Source organism: Mesorhizobium sp. M0715 (genome assembly GCF_040320355.1).
Lineage (GTDB): Bacteria > Pseudomonadota > Alphaproteobacteria > Rhizobiales > Rhizobiaceae > Mesorhizobium.
Genome location: NZ_JAMYPL010000020.1, coordinates 17,003 through 30,879, shown reverse-complemented (window position 1 = coordinate 30,879; position 13,877 = coordinate 17,003). Strand labels below are relative to the sequence as shown.

Annotated in this window: 15 protein-coding genes; 5 read left to right on the top strand and 10 right to left on the bottom strand. The window is 63.8% G+C overall.

The window, feature by feature from the left end; all coding sequences use genetic code 11:
- Nucleotides 1-14: 14 nt before the first annotated feature.
- Together ubiB and ubiE are read right to left on the bottom strand one after the other, a co-directional pair.
- Nucleotides 15-1,589 (bottom strand): 2-polyprenylphenol 6-hydroxylase, encoded by a 1,575-nt coding sequence (gene ubiB / locus NKI21_RS22215; RefSeq protein ID WP_352440880.1) that lies wholly within the window; start codon nt 1,587-1,589, stop codon nt 15-17.
- A 70-nt stretch (nt 1,590-1,659) separates the two neighbouring features.
- Complete coding sequence (ubiE, locus tag NKI21_RS22210) at nt 1,660-2,436, bottom strand: bifunctional demethylmenaquinone methyltransferase/2-methoxy-6-polyprenyl-1,4-benzoquinol methylase UbiE (RefSeq protein ID WP_127328341.1); 777 nt, start codon at nt 2,434-2,436, stop codon at nt 1,660-1,662.
- Nucleotides 2,437-2,570: 134 nt separating this feature from the next.
- Between ubiE and NKI21_RS22205 the strand changes: the two genes are divergently transcribed.
- From NKI21_RS22205 to NKI21_RS22195, 3 genes are all read left to right on the top strand, one after another.
- The gene (locus tag NKI21_RS22205) at nt 2,571-3,545 is read left to right on the top strand and encodes an adenosine deaminase (RefSeq protein ID WP_352440881.1); all 975 of its coding nucleotides are present in this window, start codon (nt 2,571-2,573) and stop codon (nt 3,543-3,545) included.
- 146 nt (nt 3,546-3,691) lie between these two features.
- Complete coding sequence (upp, locus tag NKI21_RS22200) at nt 3,692-4,321, top strand: uracil phosphoribosyltransferase (protein ID WP_023812571.1); 630 nt, start codon at nt 3,692-3,694, stop codon at nt 4,319-4,321.
- Nucleotides 4,322-4,545: 224 nt separating this feature from the next.
- Entirely contained in the window at nt 4,546-5,109 is a 564-nt protein-coding gene (locus NKI21_RS22195; protein WP_352440882.1) for a TIGR02281 family clan AA aspartic protease, read from the top strand.
- 83 nt (nt 5,110-5,192) lie between these two features.
- Here NKI21_RS22195 and deoA read toward each other — a convergent pair whose 3' ends face one another.
- The 6 genes from deoA to NKI21_RS22165 are packed head-to-tail and all read right to left on the bottom strand — an operon-like array spanning nt 5,193 to nt 11,442.
- Nucleotides 5,193-6,512: a thymidine phosphorylase gene (gene deoA / locus NKI21_RS22190; RefSeq protein WP_352440883.1), complete on the bottom strand. Its 1,320-nt coding sequence runs from the start codon at nt 6,510-6,512 to the stop codon at nt 5,193-5,195.
- Complete coding sequence (locus tag NKI21_RS22185) at nt 6,512-7,321, bottom strand: purine-nucleoside phosphorylase (RefSeq protein ID WP_127259901.1); 810 nt, start codon at nt 7,319-7,321, stop codon at nt 6,512-6,514. The genes deoA and NKI21_RS22185 overlap by 1 nt, the downstream gene beginning before the upstream one ends.
- A 30-nt stretch (nt 7,322-7,351) precedes the next feature.
- The gene (cdd, locus tag NKI21_RS22180) at nt 7,352-7,744 is read right to left on the bottom strand and encodes a cytidine deaminase (RefSeq protein WP_023812575.1); all 393 of its coding nucleotides are present in this window, start codon (nt 7,742-7,744) and stop codon (nt 7,352-7,354) included.
- A 56-nt stretch (nt 7,745-7,800) separates the two neighbouring features.
- Entirely contained in the window at nt 7,801-8,772 is a 972-nt protein-coding gene (locus tag NKI21_RS22175; protein WP_127266924.1) for an ABC transporter permease, read from the bottom strand.
- 1 nt (nt 8,773) lies between these two features.
- Nucleotides 8,774-9,913, bottom strand: coding sequence for an ABC transporter permease (locus NKI21_RS22170; RefSeq protein ID WP_127266923.1), 1,140 nt, complete (start codon nt 9,911-9,913; stop codon nt 8,774-8,776).
- Nucleotides 9,910-11,442 (bottom strand): ABC transporter ATP-binding protein, encoded by a 1,533-nt coding sequence (locus NKI21_RS22165; protein ID WP_128303187.1) that lies wholly within the window; start codon nt 11,440-11,442, stop codon nt 9,910-9,912. Before NKI21_RS22165 ends, NKI21_RS22170 begins: the two co-directional genes overlap by 4 nt.
- A gap of 229 nt (nt 11,443-11,671) precedes the next feature.
- Here NKI21_RS22165 and NKI21_RS22160 point away from each other — a divergent pair, with 229 nt between their 5' ends.
- Nucleotides 11,672-11,878, top strand: coding sequence for a SlyX family protein (locus tag NKI21_RS22160; protein ID WP_206517192.1), 207 nt, complete (start codon nt 11,672-11,674; stop codon nt 11,876-11,878).
- A 22-nt stretch (nt 11,879-11,900) separates the two neighbouring features.
- Nucleotides 11,901-12,308, top strand: a complete 408-nt coding sequence (locus tag NKI21_RS22155) for a hypothetical protein (protein WP_128303256.1) — start codon at nt 11,901-11,903, stop codon at nt 12,306-12,308.
- Here the strand turns inward: NKI21_RS22155 and NKI21_RS22150 are convergent.
- A complete protein-coding gene (locus NKI21_RS22150) occupies nt 12,303-12,764 on the bottom strand; it encodes a GNAT family N-acetyltransferase (RefSeq protein WP_128303186.1) in 462 nt (153 codons plus the stop codon). The two genes, NKI21_RS22155 and NKI21_RS22150, sit on opposite strands and share 6 nt — an antisense overlap.
- A gap of 116 nt (nt 12,765-12,880) precedes the next feature.
- The gene (locus tag NKI21_RS22145; RefSeq protein WP_128303185.1) at nt 12,881-13,870 is read right to left on the bottom strand and encodes a BMP family lipoprotein; all 990 of its coding nucleotides are present in this window, start codon (nt 13,868-13,870) and stop codon (nt 12,881-12,883) included.
- Nucleotides 13,871-13,877: the final 7 nt, after the last annotated feature.

The following is a 13,877-nucleotide window of genomic DNA, read 5'->3' as shown; positions in this document are numbered from 1 at the left end:
GTCATTGCATGCACTCAGATGATCTTCCAGGCGATATAGACGAGCGTCAGCGCGATGACCCACAGTGCCCAGCGGCCGGAGCGGCTGTAGCGCGCCTCGGCCTTGCCAATGGCGTGGGCGGTGGTTTCGTCGAAGCGCAGGCCGTGCTCGGCCATCAGGTCGATCTCGCGCGACAGCCGGTCGGTGCGCGCCGCAAGCTCGGGAATCTGGCGGGCCAGCGTGAGCAGCGCCCTGGCGCCGTCACGCGCATCGATCATCATGCCACGCGGCCCAAGATTGCCTGATATCCAGTCGCCGACCACCGGCTCGGCCGTCTTCCACATGTTGAAGGCCGGGTCGAGCGTGCGCGCTACGCCCTCGACCACCACCATGGTCTTCTGCAACAGGATCAATTCGGGCCGCGTCGCCATGTCGAAGAGTTCGGTGACCTCGAACAGCAGCGTCAGAAGCTTGGCCATCGAGATGGTCTCGGCCGGCTGGCCATGGATCGGCTCGCCGATGGCCCGGATCGCCTGCGCGAAGGCCGCGACATTGTGCTGGCGCGGCACATAGCCGGCCTCGAAATGCACCTCGGCGACACGCAGATAGTCGCGCGTGATGAAGCCGTAGAGGATTTCGGCGAGGAAGCGGCGCTCCTTCTTGCCGAGCCTGCCGGCAATGCCGAGATCGACGGCGACGATCGTGCCGTTTGCCTCGACGAACAAATTGCCCGGATGCATGTCGGCATGAAAGAAGCCGTCGCGCAGGGTGTGGCGCAGGAACGACTGGATAAGATTGGCTGCGATCGCCTTCAAATCGTGGCCGGCGGCTTCCAGGCCGGCAATGTCGTTCATCTTGACGCCGTCGACCCACTCCATGGTCAAGACGTCGCGGCCGGTGCGCTCCCAGTCGACGGACGGCACGCGAAAGCCGGGGTCCTCCCTGGTGCTTTCGCCGAGCTCCGAGAGAGCCGCCGCCTCGAGGCGAAGATCCATCTCGATCTTGGTGGTCTGCGCCAGCGTCTGGGTGACCTCGACCGGCCGCAGCCGGCGTGACGACGGGATGTATTTCTCCTGCAGGCGAGCGGCGAGGAAATAGCTTTCGAGATCCTGGAAGAAACGGCGGCGCACGCCTGGCCGGATCACCTTGACCGCCACCTTGGTGGCAATGCCGTCATGGAGAGCGTCGGCGGCATGGACCTGGGCGATGGAGGCGGCGGCGACCGGGTCGCCGAATTGCGTATAGAGATCGCCGACCTTGCGCCCGAGCGAAGCCTCGACCGCCGCGATGGCCTCGGCCCTGGGGAAGGTGTGCATCTTGTCCTGCAACATGGCGAGATCCAGCGCCATGTCGTTGCCGACGACGTCGGGCCGTGTCGCCAGGAACTGGCCGAGCTTTACATAAGATGGACCGAGCCGGACGACCGCCTTGGCCAGCCGGTCGCTGCGCTCATAGGCCAGCGCGCGGCGGCGGGTGAACAGCCGCGCCATCCGCCAGCCGAACTTCGGCAGGCCCGACAGCTCCTCACCCGGCAAGGCGGCGACGACACCCTCGCGGACCAGAACCCAGCCGGCCCTTACGAGCCGGAATCCTGCACTGACATTGCTCATGGCAGCGCCAATCCTGCCGGCTCTTTGAACCGGCATAGCACGCGTCGATTATGAGAAATGCGGTCCGGCCTCAAAGCTTCCAGCCCGAATGAAGTGCTGCAATACCGCCGGAATAGTTGCGGAAGGAAACGCGGTCGAAGCCGGCGCGGGAAATCATCGTCGCGAAATTCTGCTGATTGGGAAACCTGGCGATCGATTCGACCAGATAGGAATAGGGTTCGCCGTCGCCAGTGACCATCTTGCCGATCTTGGGGATGGCATTGAACGACCAGGCTTCATAGGCCTTGTCGAGCAGCGGCATCTCGACCTCGGAAAATTCCAGGCACAGGAAGCGCCCGCCGGGCTTCAGCACGCGAAACGCTTCGCCCAAGGCGACCTCGATGCGCGGTACGTTGCGGATGCCGAAAGCGATGGTGTAGGCATCGAATGTGGCATCAGGGAAGGGCAGTTCCTCGGCATTGGCCTCGACGAAATCGGTGTTGCCGGACAGGCCTTTCTTTTCAGCCCGGTCGCGACCGACGGCCAGCATCGAGCCGTTGATGTCGAGCACGGTGGCATGGGCATTGCCGTGGCTGGCATCGACGATGCGGAAGGCGATGTCTCCGGTGCCGCCGGCAACGTCCAGCACGCGCCAGCCGATCCTTTTGGGAGGATTGAGCCAGGTCACCATGGCGTCCTTCCACAGCCGGTGCAGGCCGGCCGACATCAGATCGTTCATCAGGTCGTAGCGGTTGGCGACCTTGTGGAAAACATCGTTGACCAGGGACTGCTTGTCGCCAGCCCCTACACGCTTGAAACCATAGGAGGTTTCCATGCCGCCCGCGGCCGTGGTTCTCTCAACTGACATTTTTTTGATCCGTCATAAAACCGGCGGGACCATAGCCGATCGATGATGCGGGCGCTATTGTTTAAGGCGCGGTGTTCAGCCGCGCTTCCAGGTGGCGGGTTTTCGAGACCTGGACGGACCGACGGGATGATTGAATGCCTTTGAAAGCGGAACTGCACTGCCACATCGAAGGGGCAGCGGCGCCCGAACTCGTCGTCCGCCAGGCGCAGAAATACGGCAAGGACACCTCGCTCTATATCCAGAACGGTTCCTTCGTCTGGCACGATTTCACCTCCTTCCTGGCGGCTTATGATTTTTCCGCCGATCTGTTCCGGACCGAGGAAGATTATGCGCGGCTGGCCGACCACTATCTGACCAGTCTCGCTCGCGATGGCGCCATCTATTCCGAGGTGTTCACCTCGCCGGACCACGCGAAAAAGGCCGGGCTGTCGCCGAAAGCCTATACCGACGCGCTCGGCGAAGGCATGGCCCGCGCCAAGGCCAAGACCGGCATCGAAGGCCGCATGATCGTTACCGGCGTGCGCCATGTCGGCGTCGAGTCCATCGAGCAGGCGGCGCGCTTCGCGGCGCGCTGCGGGCATCCGCTGGTCACCGGTTTCGGCGTTGCCGGCGATGAGCGCATCGGCGATATGGAGGACTATGTCAGGGCTTTCGAGATCGCTCGCGAAGCCGGGCTCGGCATCACCATCCATGCCGGCGAACTGACGGGCTGGGAGACGGTCCAGGCGGCGCTCGATCATATCCGTCCGTCGCGCATCGGCCATGGCGTGCGCGCCATCGAGAACCTGGACCTGGTCCGGCGCATCGCCGACGAGGGCGTCGTGCTGGAATGCTGCCCCGGTTCCAACATCGCGCTCAAGGTGTTCGACAGTTTCGCCGATCATCCGTTTCCGGCCCTGCAGGCGGCCGGCTGCAAGGTGACGCTCAATTCCGACGATCCGCCCTATTTCTGGACCTCGCTGAAGCGGGAATACGAGATTGCCGCCGAGCATTTCTCGATGAACGAAAAGGCGCTGGCCGCCGTTACCCGCACCGCCATCGAGGCCGCTTTCGTCGACAGAAAGACAAAGACGGCACTTCTTGCCCGGTTGAGCAGCGCGGCACGCTGATTTCCGCCGACAAAGCTGTGGTCGGTGCGGGCCAAGCGGTTCCTTGGCCGGCGCATTGCCGCTAGGGTTCGCCCAGGCAGCTTGAAGCGCGGCGCGTCCGAAAGGGCTATGCGCGCATTTTCGGGCGCAGGCATCAGGAGAACACCATGAAGGGCGTCACCGTCGTCGACCACCCGCTTGTCCAGCACAAGCTGACCATCATGCGCAAGAAGGAAACCTCGACGGCCGGCTTTCGCCGGCTGCTGCGCGAAATCTCGCTGCTGCTAGGCTACGAGGTCACCCGCAACCTCGAACTGACGACGACGACCATCGAGACGCCGATGGAAACCATGGAAGCGCCGACGCTTGAGGGCAAGAAGCTGGTCTTCGCCTCGGTGCTGCGCGCCGGCAACGGCTTGCTGGAAGGCCTGCTCGACCTGGTTCCGGCGGCCCGCGTCGCCCATGTCGGTCTCTACCGCGATCACGAAACGCTGGAAGCGGTCGAATATTTCTTCAAGGCGCCGAGCGACCTCGCCGACCGGCTGGTGATCGTCGTCGATCCGATGCTGGCGACCGCCAATTCGGCGATCGCGGCGATCGACAAGCTGAAAGAGCGTGGTGCCACCAACATCCGTTTCCTTTGCCTGCTGGCGGCGCCCGAAGGCATCGAGCGCTTCATCAAGGCGCATCCGGACGTTCCCGTCTTCACCGCTTCGATCGACCGCCAGCTCAACGAGAAGGGCTACATCATGCCGGGCCTCGGTGACGCCGGCGACCGCATGTACGGGACCAAGTAATATCAGGCAAAGTCACCTGGTACGATTTACCAAATATTTACGCAAAGGCGCGGTTTTCGCGCGCGTTAAAGCGGCAAACACCATCCGGGCTTAACGATCGGCTGTCACTACGGCGCCGCGCGTCCATTTCGGACGCGCAAAGGACGCTGTAGCACTTTGATTTTGCGCATGAGCCTTTCCGAAAATCGATCCCGATTTTCGGGGTCATGCGGCGAGGCCGATCCATGCTGCGCAAACTTCTGATCCTCGCCGTTTTCGCCGGTTCATCGGCATCGATACCGATTGTGTACCAGTCCAATCCGCAACTCGTCGAAAACCTGCTGAGGTCGGCGGTGCCGGGCAAACAAGCGGTCGAAGCCCAACCGGACGTCAATCTGGCATCGGTGCCCAACAAGCCCGCGGCACCGCTGCCGATGGGCCGCAAGGTGGTCGTCGCGGCTGACGAGCGCGGACATTTCTCATCGGCTTTCAAGTTCAACGGACGCCAGGTCGACGGCATGATCGACACCGGCGCCACGCTGGTCGCCATCAACATTTCGACGGCGCGCAGAATCGGCCTGTCGTTGAACGCTTCCGACTTCAACCGCGAGGTCAACACCGCCAACGGCACCATCAAGGCGGCCGTGGCCATGATCGACCGCCTGCAGATCGGCAACATCACGGTCAATGACGTCCAGACCATCGTGCTCGACGACAGGGCGCTGCGCACCAATCTGATCGGCATGAGCTTTCTCAAGCGGCTCGACAAATACCAGGTCGAGAACGGCACGCTGCTGCTCGTCCAGTAAGGCTGTTCGTTTCCGCAATTCCCAAGGGAAAGCGCTATGCGCTTTTCCCGGGAAAACCGTTTCACACTTTTCCTGGAATTGCTTTAGCCGCGCGGCAGAATCCGCCGGATGACCGACTTGTCGGCGGGCGGCTTGGAGCCGCCGACCGTATAGGCCGAAAGCACGGTTGCCGCCGCCGCCTCGGCATCCGCCAATGAGCGGGCATGGACCAGCGCCAGCGGCTCGCCGATCCCAACCTCCGCACCGACCGGCAACAGCCTGGTGATGCCGACCGCGGGGTCGATCTGGTCGTCCGGCCGCGTGCGCCCACCTCCCAGGCCGACCACGGCGAGCCCGATATCGCGGGTGGCGATGCCGGTGACGAAGCCGTTTGCCGTGGCCTTGACGGCAAATTCGATCGCCGCCGCCGGCAGATACTTTTCCGGCTTTTCGATGAAATCGGCGGGGCCGCCAAGCGCGGCCACCATGCGTGCGAAAGTGGCGGCGGCGCGGCCGCTGGCGAGCGTTTCGGTGGCGCGCCGCATGCCATCCTGGTTGGACGACACCAGCCCGGCCGACTGCAGCATTTCGGCAGCCAGCGCCAGCGTCACATCCTCGAGCCTCCGGTCGCGAAACCGACCGGTGAGGAAATCAACGGCGTTGCGCACCTCGACGGCGTTGCCGGCGGCCGACGCCAGCGGCTCGTTCATGCCGGTGATCAACGCCGAAGCCTTCAGTCCGGCGCCGTTGGCGATCTCAACCAGGCTGTTGGCGAGTGCGGTGGCGTCGCGCGATTTTTCCATGAAGGCGCCGTTGCCGACCTTGACGTCGAGCACCAGCGATTGCAGCCCGGCCGCCAGCTTCTTCGACAGGATCGAAGCGGTGATCAGCGGCACCGATTCGACCGTGCCGGAGACGTCGCGGATCGCATAGAGCCGTCGATCGGCGGGCGCGAGGTCGGCGGTCTGGCCGATGATGGCACAGCCTGTTTCGAGCACCGCCTTGCGAAACAGCGCGACGTCGGGCTGGCTGATGTAGCCGGGGATGGCATCCATCTTGTCCAGCGTGCCGCCGGTGTGGCCAAGGCCACGGCCCGAGATCATCGGCACATAGGCGCCGCAGGCGGCGACGATCGGCGCCAGCATCAGCGAGACATTGTCGCCGACGCCGCCGGTCGAATGCTTGTCGGTGACCGGGCCGGGCAGGTCCGACCAGTCGAGCACATCGCCGGAATCGCGCATCGCCAGCGTGAGCGCCACGGCCTCGTCGCGGTTCATGCCGTTGAAGAACACCGCCATGGCGAAGGCGCCGGCCTGGCCATCGGTGACGGCGCCCGACGTCACGCCCGCGACGAAGCCGGCGATCTCCTCTTCCGACAGCCTGAGGCCATCGCGCTTGCGGCGGATGATTTCCTGGGGAAGCATCAGATCTCCAGCAGTCCGTCGCGAAACACGCGCTGCAGGATCGTCGCCAGCCGCGCGCCGCCTACCGGTGCCATGTCCTTGGTCTCCTGGTGCGAAAGCTCGGCCCCGGTCATGCCGGCGGCCAAATTGGTGATGACCGAACAGGCGGCGACGCGCAGTCCGAGGAAGCGGGCGAGAATGACCTCCGGTACGGTCGACATGCCGACCGCATTGGCGCCCATGATGCGCGCCATGCGGATCTCGGCCGGCGTTTCGAAGCATGGGCCGGAGAACCACATATAGACGCCCTTGTGCAGGGTGGTGCCGGTCGCATTTGCCGCCCGTTCGATGGCCTGGCGGATGCCGGCATCATAGGCTTCAGTCAGGCCGACGAAACGCCGGTCGCTTGGTTCGCCGATCAGCGGGTTGGTGCCCGAGAAATTGATGTGGTCCGATATCAGCATCACCGAGCCCGGCGGCATGTCCGGATCGACCGAGCCGGCGGCATTGGTGAGGATCAGCTTCGTGATGCCGATGCCGGCAAGCACTTCCAGCACCGGCCGCATCGCCGCGGCAACGCCGTGCTCGTAGTAATGGGCGCGGCCCGAAAGCATCAGCACCGGCACGCCGGCAAACAGCCCTGCCACCACTTCGCCGGCGTGCCCGGTGACACCGCTTCTGGGAAAACCGGGCAGGTCGGCATAGGAGATGCGGATCGGGTCCTCGATCTGGTCGACCAGACCGCCGAGGCCCGAACCGAGCACCAGTGCCGTGGCCGGCGCCAGGCCGTCCAGCCTTTCGACGAGATGATCCAGGGCTTTTTCCGTCATCGCTGCCAGCTGTTCATTTGAGCCCGTTGTTCATTTCAAAATATCGCCGCGGAAGCCGTAAGGCAGCATGTCGCCCATGGTCACGGTCTCGGCCACACCTGCATTGTCGCAGAGATAGAGCTTTGTTTCCGGCCGGCAGAATTCGGCCAGCCGCTGCCGGCAGCCGCCGCAAGGCGAGCATTTGGCCATGCGTTCGGCGATGACGGCGATTTCGACGATCTTGCCGCCGCCGCCCATAATGTAGTGGCCGAGCGCCGTGGTCTCGGCGCACCAGCCTTCCGGATAAGAGGCGACTTCGATGTTGGCGCCGGTAAAGACGCGCCCGTCTTCGGTTCGCAAGGCAGCGCCGACCGGAAACTTCGAATAGGGCGCGTAGGCCCTGGCCATGGCGGCCTTGGCGGCCTCGAACAGATCATGCGACATTCAGGTGTTCTCTCCGATGATCGTGTTCAAAACCCGGCGCAAAGCCGACCTGCCGCTCAACGTTCCTTGACATAAGGCACGCCGCCGGCGCGTGGCGGGATTGCCTTGCCGATGAAGCCGGCGAGCAGGATGACGGTGAGGATGTAGGGCAGCGCCTGCATGAACTGCGCCGGCACCTTGCCGATGATGGGCAGCGGTGATCCCTGCAGGCGGATCGACGCCGCGTCCAGGAAGCCGAACAGAAGGCAGGCGAACATGGCGTTGACCGGCTTCCACTTGGCGAAGATCAGGGCTGCCAGCGCGATATAGCCCTTGCCGGCGGTCATGTCCTTCACGAAGCCGCCATTTTGCACCATCGACAGGTAGGCGCCGGCAATGCCGGTGAGGATGCCGGTGCAGATCAGCGCCCTGTAGCGCAGCCAGGCGACCGATATGCCGGCAGTATCGACGGCGGCCGGGTTCTCGCCTACGGCGCGCAGCCTGAGGCCGAAACGGGTGCGAAACAGCACCCACCAGGTGAACGGCACCATCAGGAAGGCAAGATAGACCAGGATCGAGTGGCCCGACAGGAGCTCGGCATAGATCGGTCCGATGATCGGCACGCCGCGGATGGCCTCGGCGCCCGGCAAGGTGATGGCCTCGAAGCGCTCGCCCGGTTGCAGCGCCGGCGTGCGCCCGCCCTGCTGGAACCAGGCCTGGCCGAGGATGATGGTCGAGCCGGCGGCGATGAAATTGATCGCCACGCCGGAGACGATCTGGTTGCCGCGATGGGTGATCGAGGCAAAGCCGTGGATCATGGCGAAGGCGACCGAGATCAGGATGGCCATGCCGAGGCCGAGAAAGGCCGAATGGAACACGGAAGCGGCGGCCGCACCGGCGAAGGCGCCGACCAACATCTTGCCTTCGAGGCCGATGTCGAAGATGCCGGCGCGTTCCGAATAGAGGCCGGCGAGGCAGGCCAGCAGCAGCGGCACCGAGAGGCGGATGGTGGAGTCCAGTGTCTGGATGATCGCGTTGAACACATCCATCTCAGGCACCTTTCCCCTTGACCGCTTCCATACCGACCGATCGCGGACTGAACGAGGCGAACAGCGCCTGGATGTAGGGCCGGAACATGTGCTCGAGGGCACCGGCAAACAGGATCACCAGGCCTTGAATGATGACGATCATATCGCGGCTGATTGCCGGCATCTCGAAGGCGAGCTCGGCGCCGCCCTGGTAGAGCATGCCGAACAGGATCGCCGCCAGCACGATGCCGACAGGGTGCAGGCGGCCCATCAGCGCCACGGCGATGCCGACGAAGCCGGCGCCGGAAACGAAGTCGATGGCGACATTGTGCTGATCGCCCATCACCGGATTGAGCGCCATCATGCCGGCCAGCCCGCCCGAGATCATCATGGCGGTGATGATGATGCGGGTTTCGGAAATGCCGGCATAGCGTGCCGCTTTCGGGCTGTGACCGTAGGTGCGCATTTCATAGCCGAGCTTGGTGCGCCAGATCAGCAGCCAGACCAGGAAGGCCATGACCAGCGCCAGCAGGAAGGTGACGTTGAGCGGCGCCGAACGGATCTTGGCGCCGAACAGCTCGATGATCCAGTTGAGCTTGGGCAATTCCGCGCCGGCGAGGAAGTTGCGCGTCTGCGGCGCTTGCGAGGCGGCTGGCTTCAACGGGCCGACCAGCAGGTAAACCATGATCGAGGCGGCGATGAAGTTGAACATGATGGTGGTGATGACGATGTGCGAGCCACGCTTGGCCTGCAGATAGGCCGGGATGAGCGCCCACAATGCGCCGACCGTCGCCGCAGCAATGATCGCCAGCGGGAAGGTCAGCCACCATGGCAGTGTGCTGTCGAAGCTCAGGCAGACGATGGCGATGCCGAGGCCGGCGATGTAGGCCTGCCCTTCGGTGCCGATGTTGAACAGGCCGCAATGCGCGGCCACCGCCACCGAAAGCCCGGTGAAGATGAAGGTGGTGGCATAAAAGAGGGTGAAGGCGATGCCGGTGCCTTTGCCGAAGGCGCCTTCGACCAGGATGACGGCTGCGCGCAACGGATTCTCGCCGACCAGAAGCACGACGAAGCCGGCGACGACGAAGGCGACGAACAGATTGATCAGCGGGATCAGGCCATAGTCGGCCCAGGCCGGCAGTTTGGCGTAAGGCGCGCTCATTCGGCGGCCTCCTGGTGCTCGATGCCGGCCATCAGCAGGCCGAGCTCGCCCTCGGTCGCTTCGGGGCCGCGCTCGCCGACGATGCGGCCGGCAAACATCACCAGGATACGGTCGGACAGCGAACGGATCTCGTCAAGCTCGACCGACACCACCAGCACCGCCTTGCCCTGGTCGCGCATGGCGATCAGGCGCTTGTGGATGAATTCGATGGCGCCGACATCGACGCCGCGTGTCGGCTGGCCAACGATCAGAACACCAGGGTCCTGTTCCATCTCCCGCGCCAGCACGATCTTCTGCTGGTTGCCGCCGGAAAAATTGGCGGTCTTCAGCCGGCAGTCGGCCGGGCGGATGTCGTATTTGGCGATCTTGTCCCTGGCATCGTTGCGGATGGCATCGATGTTGAGGAACGGCCCCTTCAAATAACGGGGATCATCGTGATAGCCGAGGATCGAATTCTCGTTCTCCTCGAAGGCCAGCACCAGCCCGACGTGATGGCGGTCCTCCGGCACATGCGCGAGGCCACGGTCGCGCAGTTCGCCGGGGTCGGCGGCGCCGGTCAGGTCGATCGGCTTGCCGTCGAGCATGACCGAGCCGGACACGGCACGCCTGATGCCGGAAATCGCCTCGAGCAGTTCGGATTGTCCGTTGCCGGCAACACCGGCGATGCCGACGATCTCGCCGGCCCTGATATCGAAGGAGATGTCGTCGACCATGGTGACGCCGCGCGTATCCTTCACCGTCAGGTTCTTGACCGCGAGCTTGACGGCGCCGGCCTCGGCCTCGCCCTTCTCGACCCGCAAGAGCACGCGCCGCCCGACCATCAGCTCGGCCAGTTCCTCGACCGTGGTCTTCCTGGTCTCGCGCGTCGCCACCATCGTGCCCTGGCGCATCACCGACACGGTGTCGGTGATGGCCATGATCTCGCGCAATTTGTGGGTGATCAGCACCACCGTCTTGCCCTGGTCTTTCAACTGCCCGAGGATGCGGAACAGATGGTCGGCCTCGGCCGGTGTCAGCACGCCCGTAGGCTCGTCGAGGATCAGGATCTCGGCGCCGCGATAGAGTGCTTTCAGGATCTCCACCCGCTGCTGCAGGCCGACCGGCAGTTCCTCGATGATTGCATCGGGATCGACTTCCAGCCCGTATTCACGCTCCAGCCGCTCCAGTTCGGAGCGCGCCTTGGCGATGCTCTTCTTCAGCAGCGCATCGCTTTCGGCGCCGAGGATGACGTTCTCCAGCACCGTGAAATTGTCGACCAGCATAAAGTGCTGATGCACCATGCCGATGCCGAGCGCGATGGCGTCATTGGGGGTTTTGATCGAGGCCGGCTGGCCGCCAACGCGGATCTCGCCGCTGTCGGCCTGGTAGAAGCCGTAGAGGATCGACATCAGCGTCGACTTGCCAGCTCCGTTCTCGCCGACAATGCCGTGGATCGTGCCGCGACCGATCTCAAGATTGATGTCCCGGTTGGCGCGCACCGCACCAAAACTCTTGTTGATGCCGATCAACTCGATTGCGGCTTGCGCCATGCAGCCTGTCCCACTCTTATTTTTTTATCGCTTGGTCAAAACGCCTAGCATGACGCTCCGCCCGTGCCAATTGCCGGAGCCGGTTCACTCTCGACAAATCCCGGTGCGCTTGTCAATTTGCAACGTGGCCGGGGCCTTCACATTCGCTAGTATGACGGCGCCGGAATTCGCATTACGGCGCAAGACATCGCGGTCAACGACATCGCGATGAGACTGGGGAATTCACATGATCACGCCCGCTGACCGGCTGACGACGCTGGAAATACGCGCCGCCGAGCAGGAGAAGATCATCGAGGAACTGTCCGGCCAGATCGCCGAGCAGTGGAAAGTGATCGAGCGCATGCAGCGCAAGCTCGACGCGCTGACGGATCGCTTCCTGGCGCTGGAGGAGCAGACAGGAGATGAAGTGCCGGTAACCAAGCCGCCGCACTGGTGAGGAAAAAGGGAAGGTGCACGCCGTGGTCAGTGAAAACGATCGCATCGCGCGGGCCGGCGAATATGTGCTCGGTCTTATGAACGACAAAGACCGCGAACGGGCCGAACGTGACCTGGAGGTCGATCCCGCCTTCCGCGACGCGGTCGTGCGACTTGCCGAGCAGATGTATTTCTTCGACCGTTACGGAAAACGCGGCCTGCTGCCTGGCAGGCATTGGGAACTGGTTACCCAACGCCTAGCCGAGTTACCTCAGATGCGCAGCGTCGAGCTCGGCGGCAATGAGGTCAAACCGCGCACGGTGATCCGAAGCCTGTCCCGGCCACCATACGGCATTGGCGTGCACGCGCTTGGCGGCCGGCGCGGAGTTTTCGTTGCCGCCGGGCTGATGGTGGCGTTCGCGCTGGGCTGTGTCGTCGCGAAGCTGCTATAGGCGGGGCCGGCGCGACATCAGCGCCATCTTCTCGCCGTCCGAGCCGCTTATCTCAACGGTATTCCAGCCGAGAGCCGCGTAGAAATCACGCGCATCCCACGTGTAGAGATGGAGCATCTCGACGCCCCGTGACGCCGCATGGGCTTCCGTTGCCTTGACCAGCGCGGTGGCGATGCCTCGGCGTCGATACCTTGCATCGACAACCAACCCGGCCAGCCATGGCGTCAGATCATGTGCGGGCTCCAGTTCGTGGCGGACCAGCAGGCATGTCCCGACCGGGGTGTCGCCGATCCGGGCCACGAATGCCGCCTCGAAGCCGTCACCGGCGATCAAGTCGCGAAGCCCTGCCGCATCTTCACCGAGGGTCCTTCCGGTTCCCGCGAAAAAGGCAGCCAGGCGCAGTTGCGCGACAGCTGCTATGTCGTGCTCGCCCATGGGTTCGATCGTCGGCTGCATCCGTATCCCCAAACGGTGTCCGGCACGGAGCGAAGGTTTCGCTCGAACCCGTATAAGGCAAAACCGCCGGGCTGGCGCCCGGCGGTTTGCAGATCATGGCTGTGTGTTCGTGCCGCTCAATAGGGGCAAGCGTTGTCAGCCGTATAGTCGTGTACTTCGACCTTGCCGGCAATGATGTCGGCCTTGGCTTTTTCGACGGCCGCCTTCATCTCTTCCGTCACCAGCGCCTTGTTGTTGTCGTCCATGGCGTAGTCGACGCCGCCTTCCTTGAGGCCCAGATTCTCGACTCCGCCCTTGAAGGTGCCGTTCTTGCCGTCCATGAAGGCGGTGTAGACGGCGACGTCGACGCGCTTCAGCATCGAGGTCAGCACCTTGCCCGGCTGCAGGCCGTTCTGGTTGGAATCGACGCCGATGCCGAGCTTGCCGGCATCTGCCGCCGCCTGCAGCACGCCGACGCCGGTGCCGCCTGCCGCGGCATAGACCACGTCGGAGCCCTGGTCGATCTGCGTCTTGGCGATCTCGCCGCCCTTGGCCGGATCGTTCCAGGCAGCCGGCGTGTCACCCGTCATGTTCTGGATGACGTCGGTCGCGCCCGCTGACTTGGCGCCGCCGACATAGCCGCATTCGAACTTGCGGATCAGCGGGATATCCATGCCGCCGACGAAGGAGACCTTCTTCGACTTCGAAGCCATGGCCGCCAGGACGCCGACGAGGTAGGAGCCCTCCTGTTCCTTGAACTTCAGCGACCGCACGTTCGGCAGATCGACCTGGTCGTCGATGATGGCGAAGTTCAGGTCGGGATATTCGGCGGCGACCTTGGCCAGCGCGTCCGTCCAGGCAAAGCCGGCCATGACGATCGGGTTGCGGCCGTCCTCGGCGAAGCGGCGCAGCGCCTGCTCACGCTGCGAGGCATTGGAGACCTCGAATTCGACGTAGGCCGTACCGGTTTCCGTCTTGAATTTTTCGGCGCCGTTGTAGGCAGCCTCGTTGAAGGATTTGTCGAACTTGCCGCCGAGATCATAGAGGATGGCCGGCTGGACATCCGCGGCGAAAGCCGGAAGAACCATTGCGGTTGCGGCCAGGAGGCCGAGAACGATACGTTTCATGTGATCC

Excerpts from the sequence above, each read along its gene's own strand:
- deoA (WP_352440883.1), bottom strand. The coding sequence starts at position 6,512 with ATGCTTCCCCAGGAAATCATCCGCCGCAAGCGCGATGGCCTCAGGCTG.
- ubiB (WP_352440880.1), bottom strand. The coding sequence starts at position 1,589 with ATGAGCAATGTCAGTGCAGGATTCCGGCTCGTAAGGGCCGGCTGGGTT.
- NKI21_RS22150 (WP_128303186.1), bottom strand. The coding sequence starts at position 12,764 with ATGCAGCCGACGATCGAACCCATGGGCGAGCACGACATAGCAGCTGTC.
- cdd (WP_023812575.1), bottom strand. The coding sequence starts at position 7,744 with ATGTCGCATGATCTGTTCGAGGCCGCCAAGGCCGCCATGGCCAGGGCC.
- NKI21_RS22205 (WP_352440881.1), top strand. The coding sequence starts at position 2,571 with ATGCCTTTGAAAGCGGAACTGCACTGCCACATCGAAGGGGCAGCGGCG.
- NKI21_RS22165 (WP_128303187.1), bottom strand. The coding sequence starts at position 11,442 with ATGGCGCAAGCCGCAATCGAGTTGATCGGCATCAACAAGAGTTTTGGT.
- NKI21_RS22185 (WP_127259901.1), bottom strand. The coding sequence starts at position 7,321 with ATGACGGAAAAAGCCCTGGATCATCTCGTCGAAAGGCTGGACGGCCTG.
- NKI21_RS22170 (WP_127266923.1), bottom strand. The coding sequence starts at position 9,913 with ATGAGCGCGCCTTACGCCAAACTGCCGGCCTGGGCCGACTATGGCCTG.
- NKI21_RS22195 (WP_352440882.1), top strand. The coding sequence starts at position 4,546 with ATGCTGCGCAAACTTCTGATCCTCGCCGTTTTCGCCGGTTCATCGGCA.
- NKI21_RS22175 (WP_127266924.1), bottom strand. The coding sequence starts at position 8,772 with ATGGATGTGTTCAACGCGATCATCCAGACACTGGACTCCACCATCCGC.
- NKI21_RS22145 (WP_128303185.1), bottom strand. The coding sequence starts at position 13,870 with ATGAAACGTATCGTTCTCGGCCTCCTGGCCGCAACCGCAATGGTTCTT.
- upp (WP_023812571.1), top strand. The coding sequence starts at position 3,692 with ATGAAGGGCGTCACCGTCGTCGACCACCCGCTTGTCCAGCACAAGCTG.
- ubiE (WP_127328341.1), bottom strand. The coding sequence starts at position 2,436 with ATGTCAGTTGAGAGAACCACGGCCGCGGGCGGCATGGAAACCTCCTAT.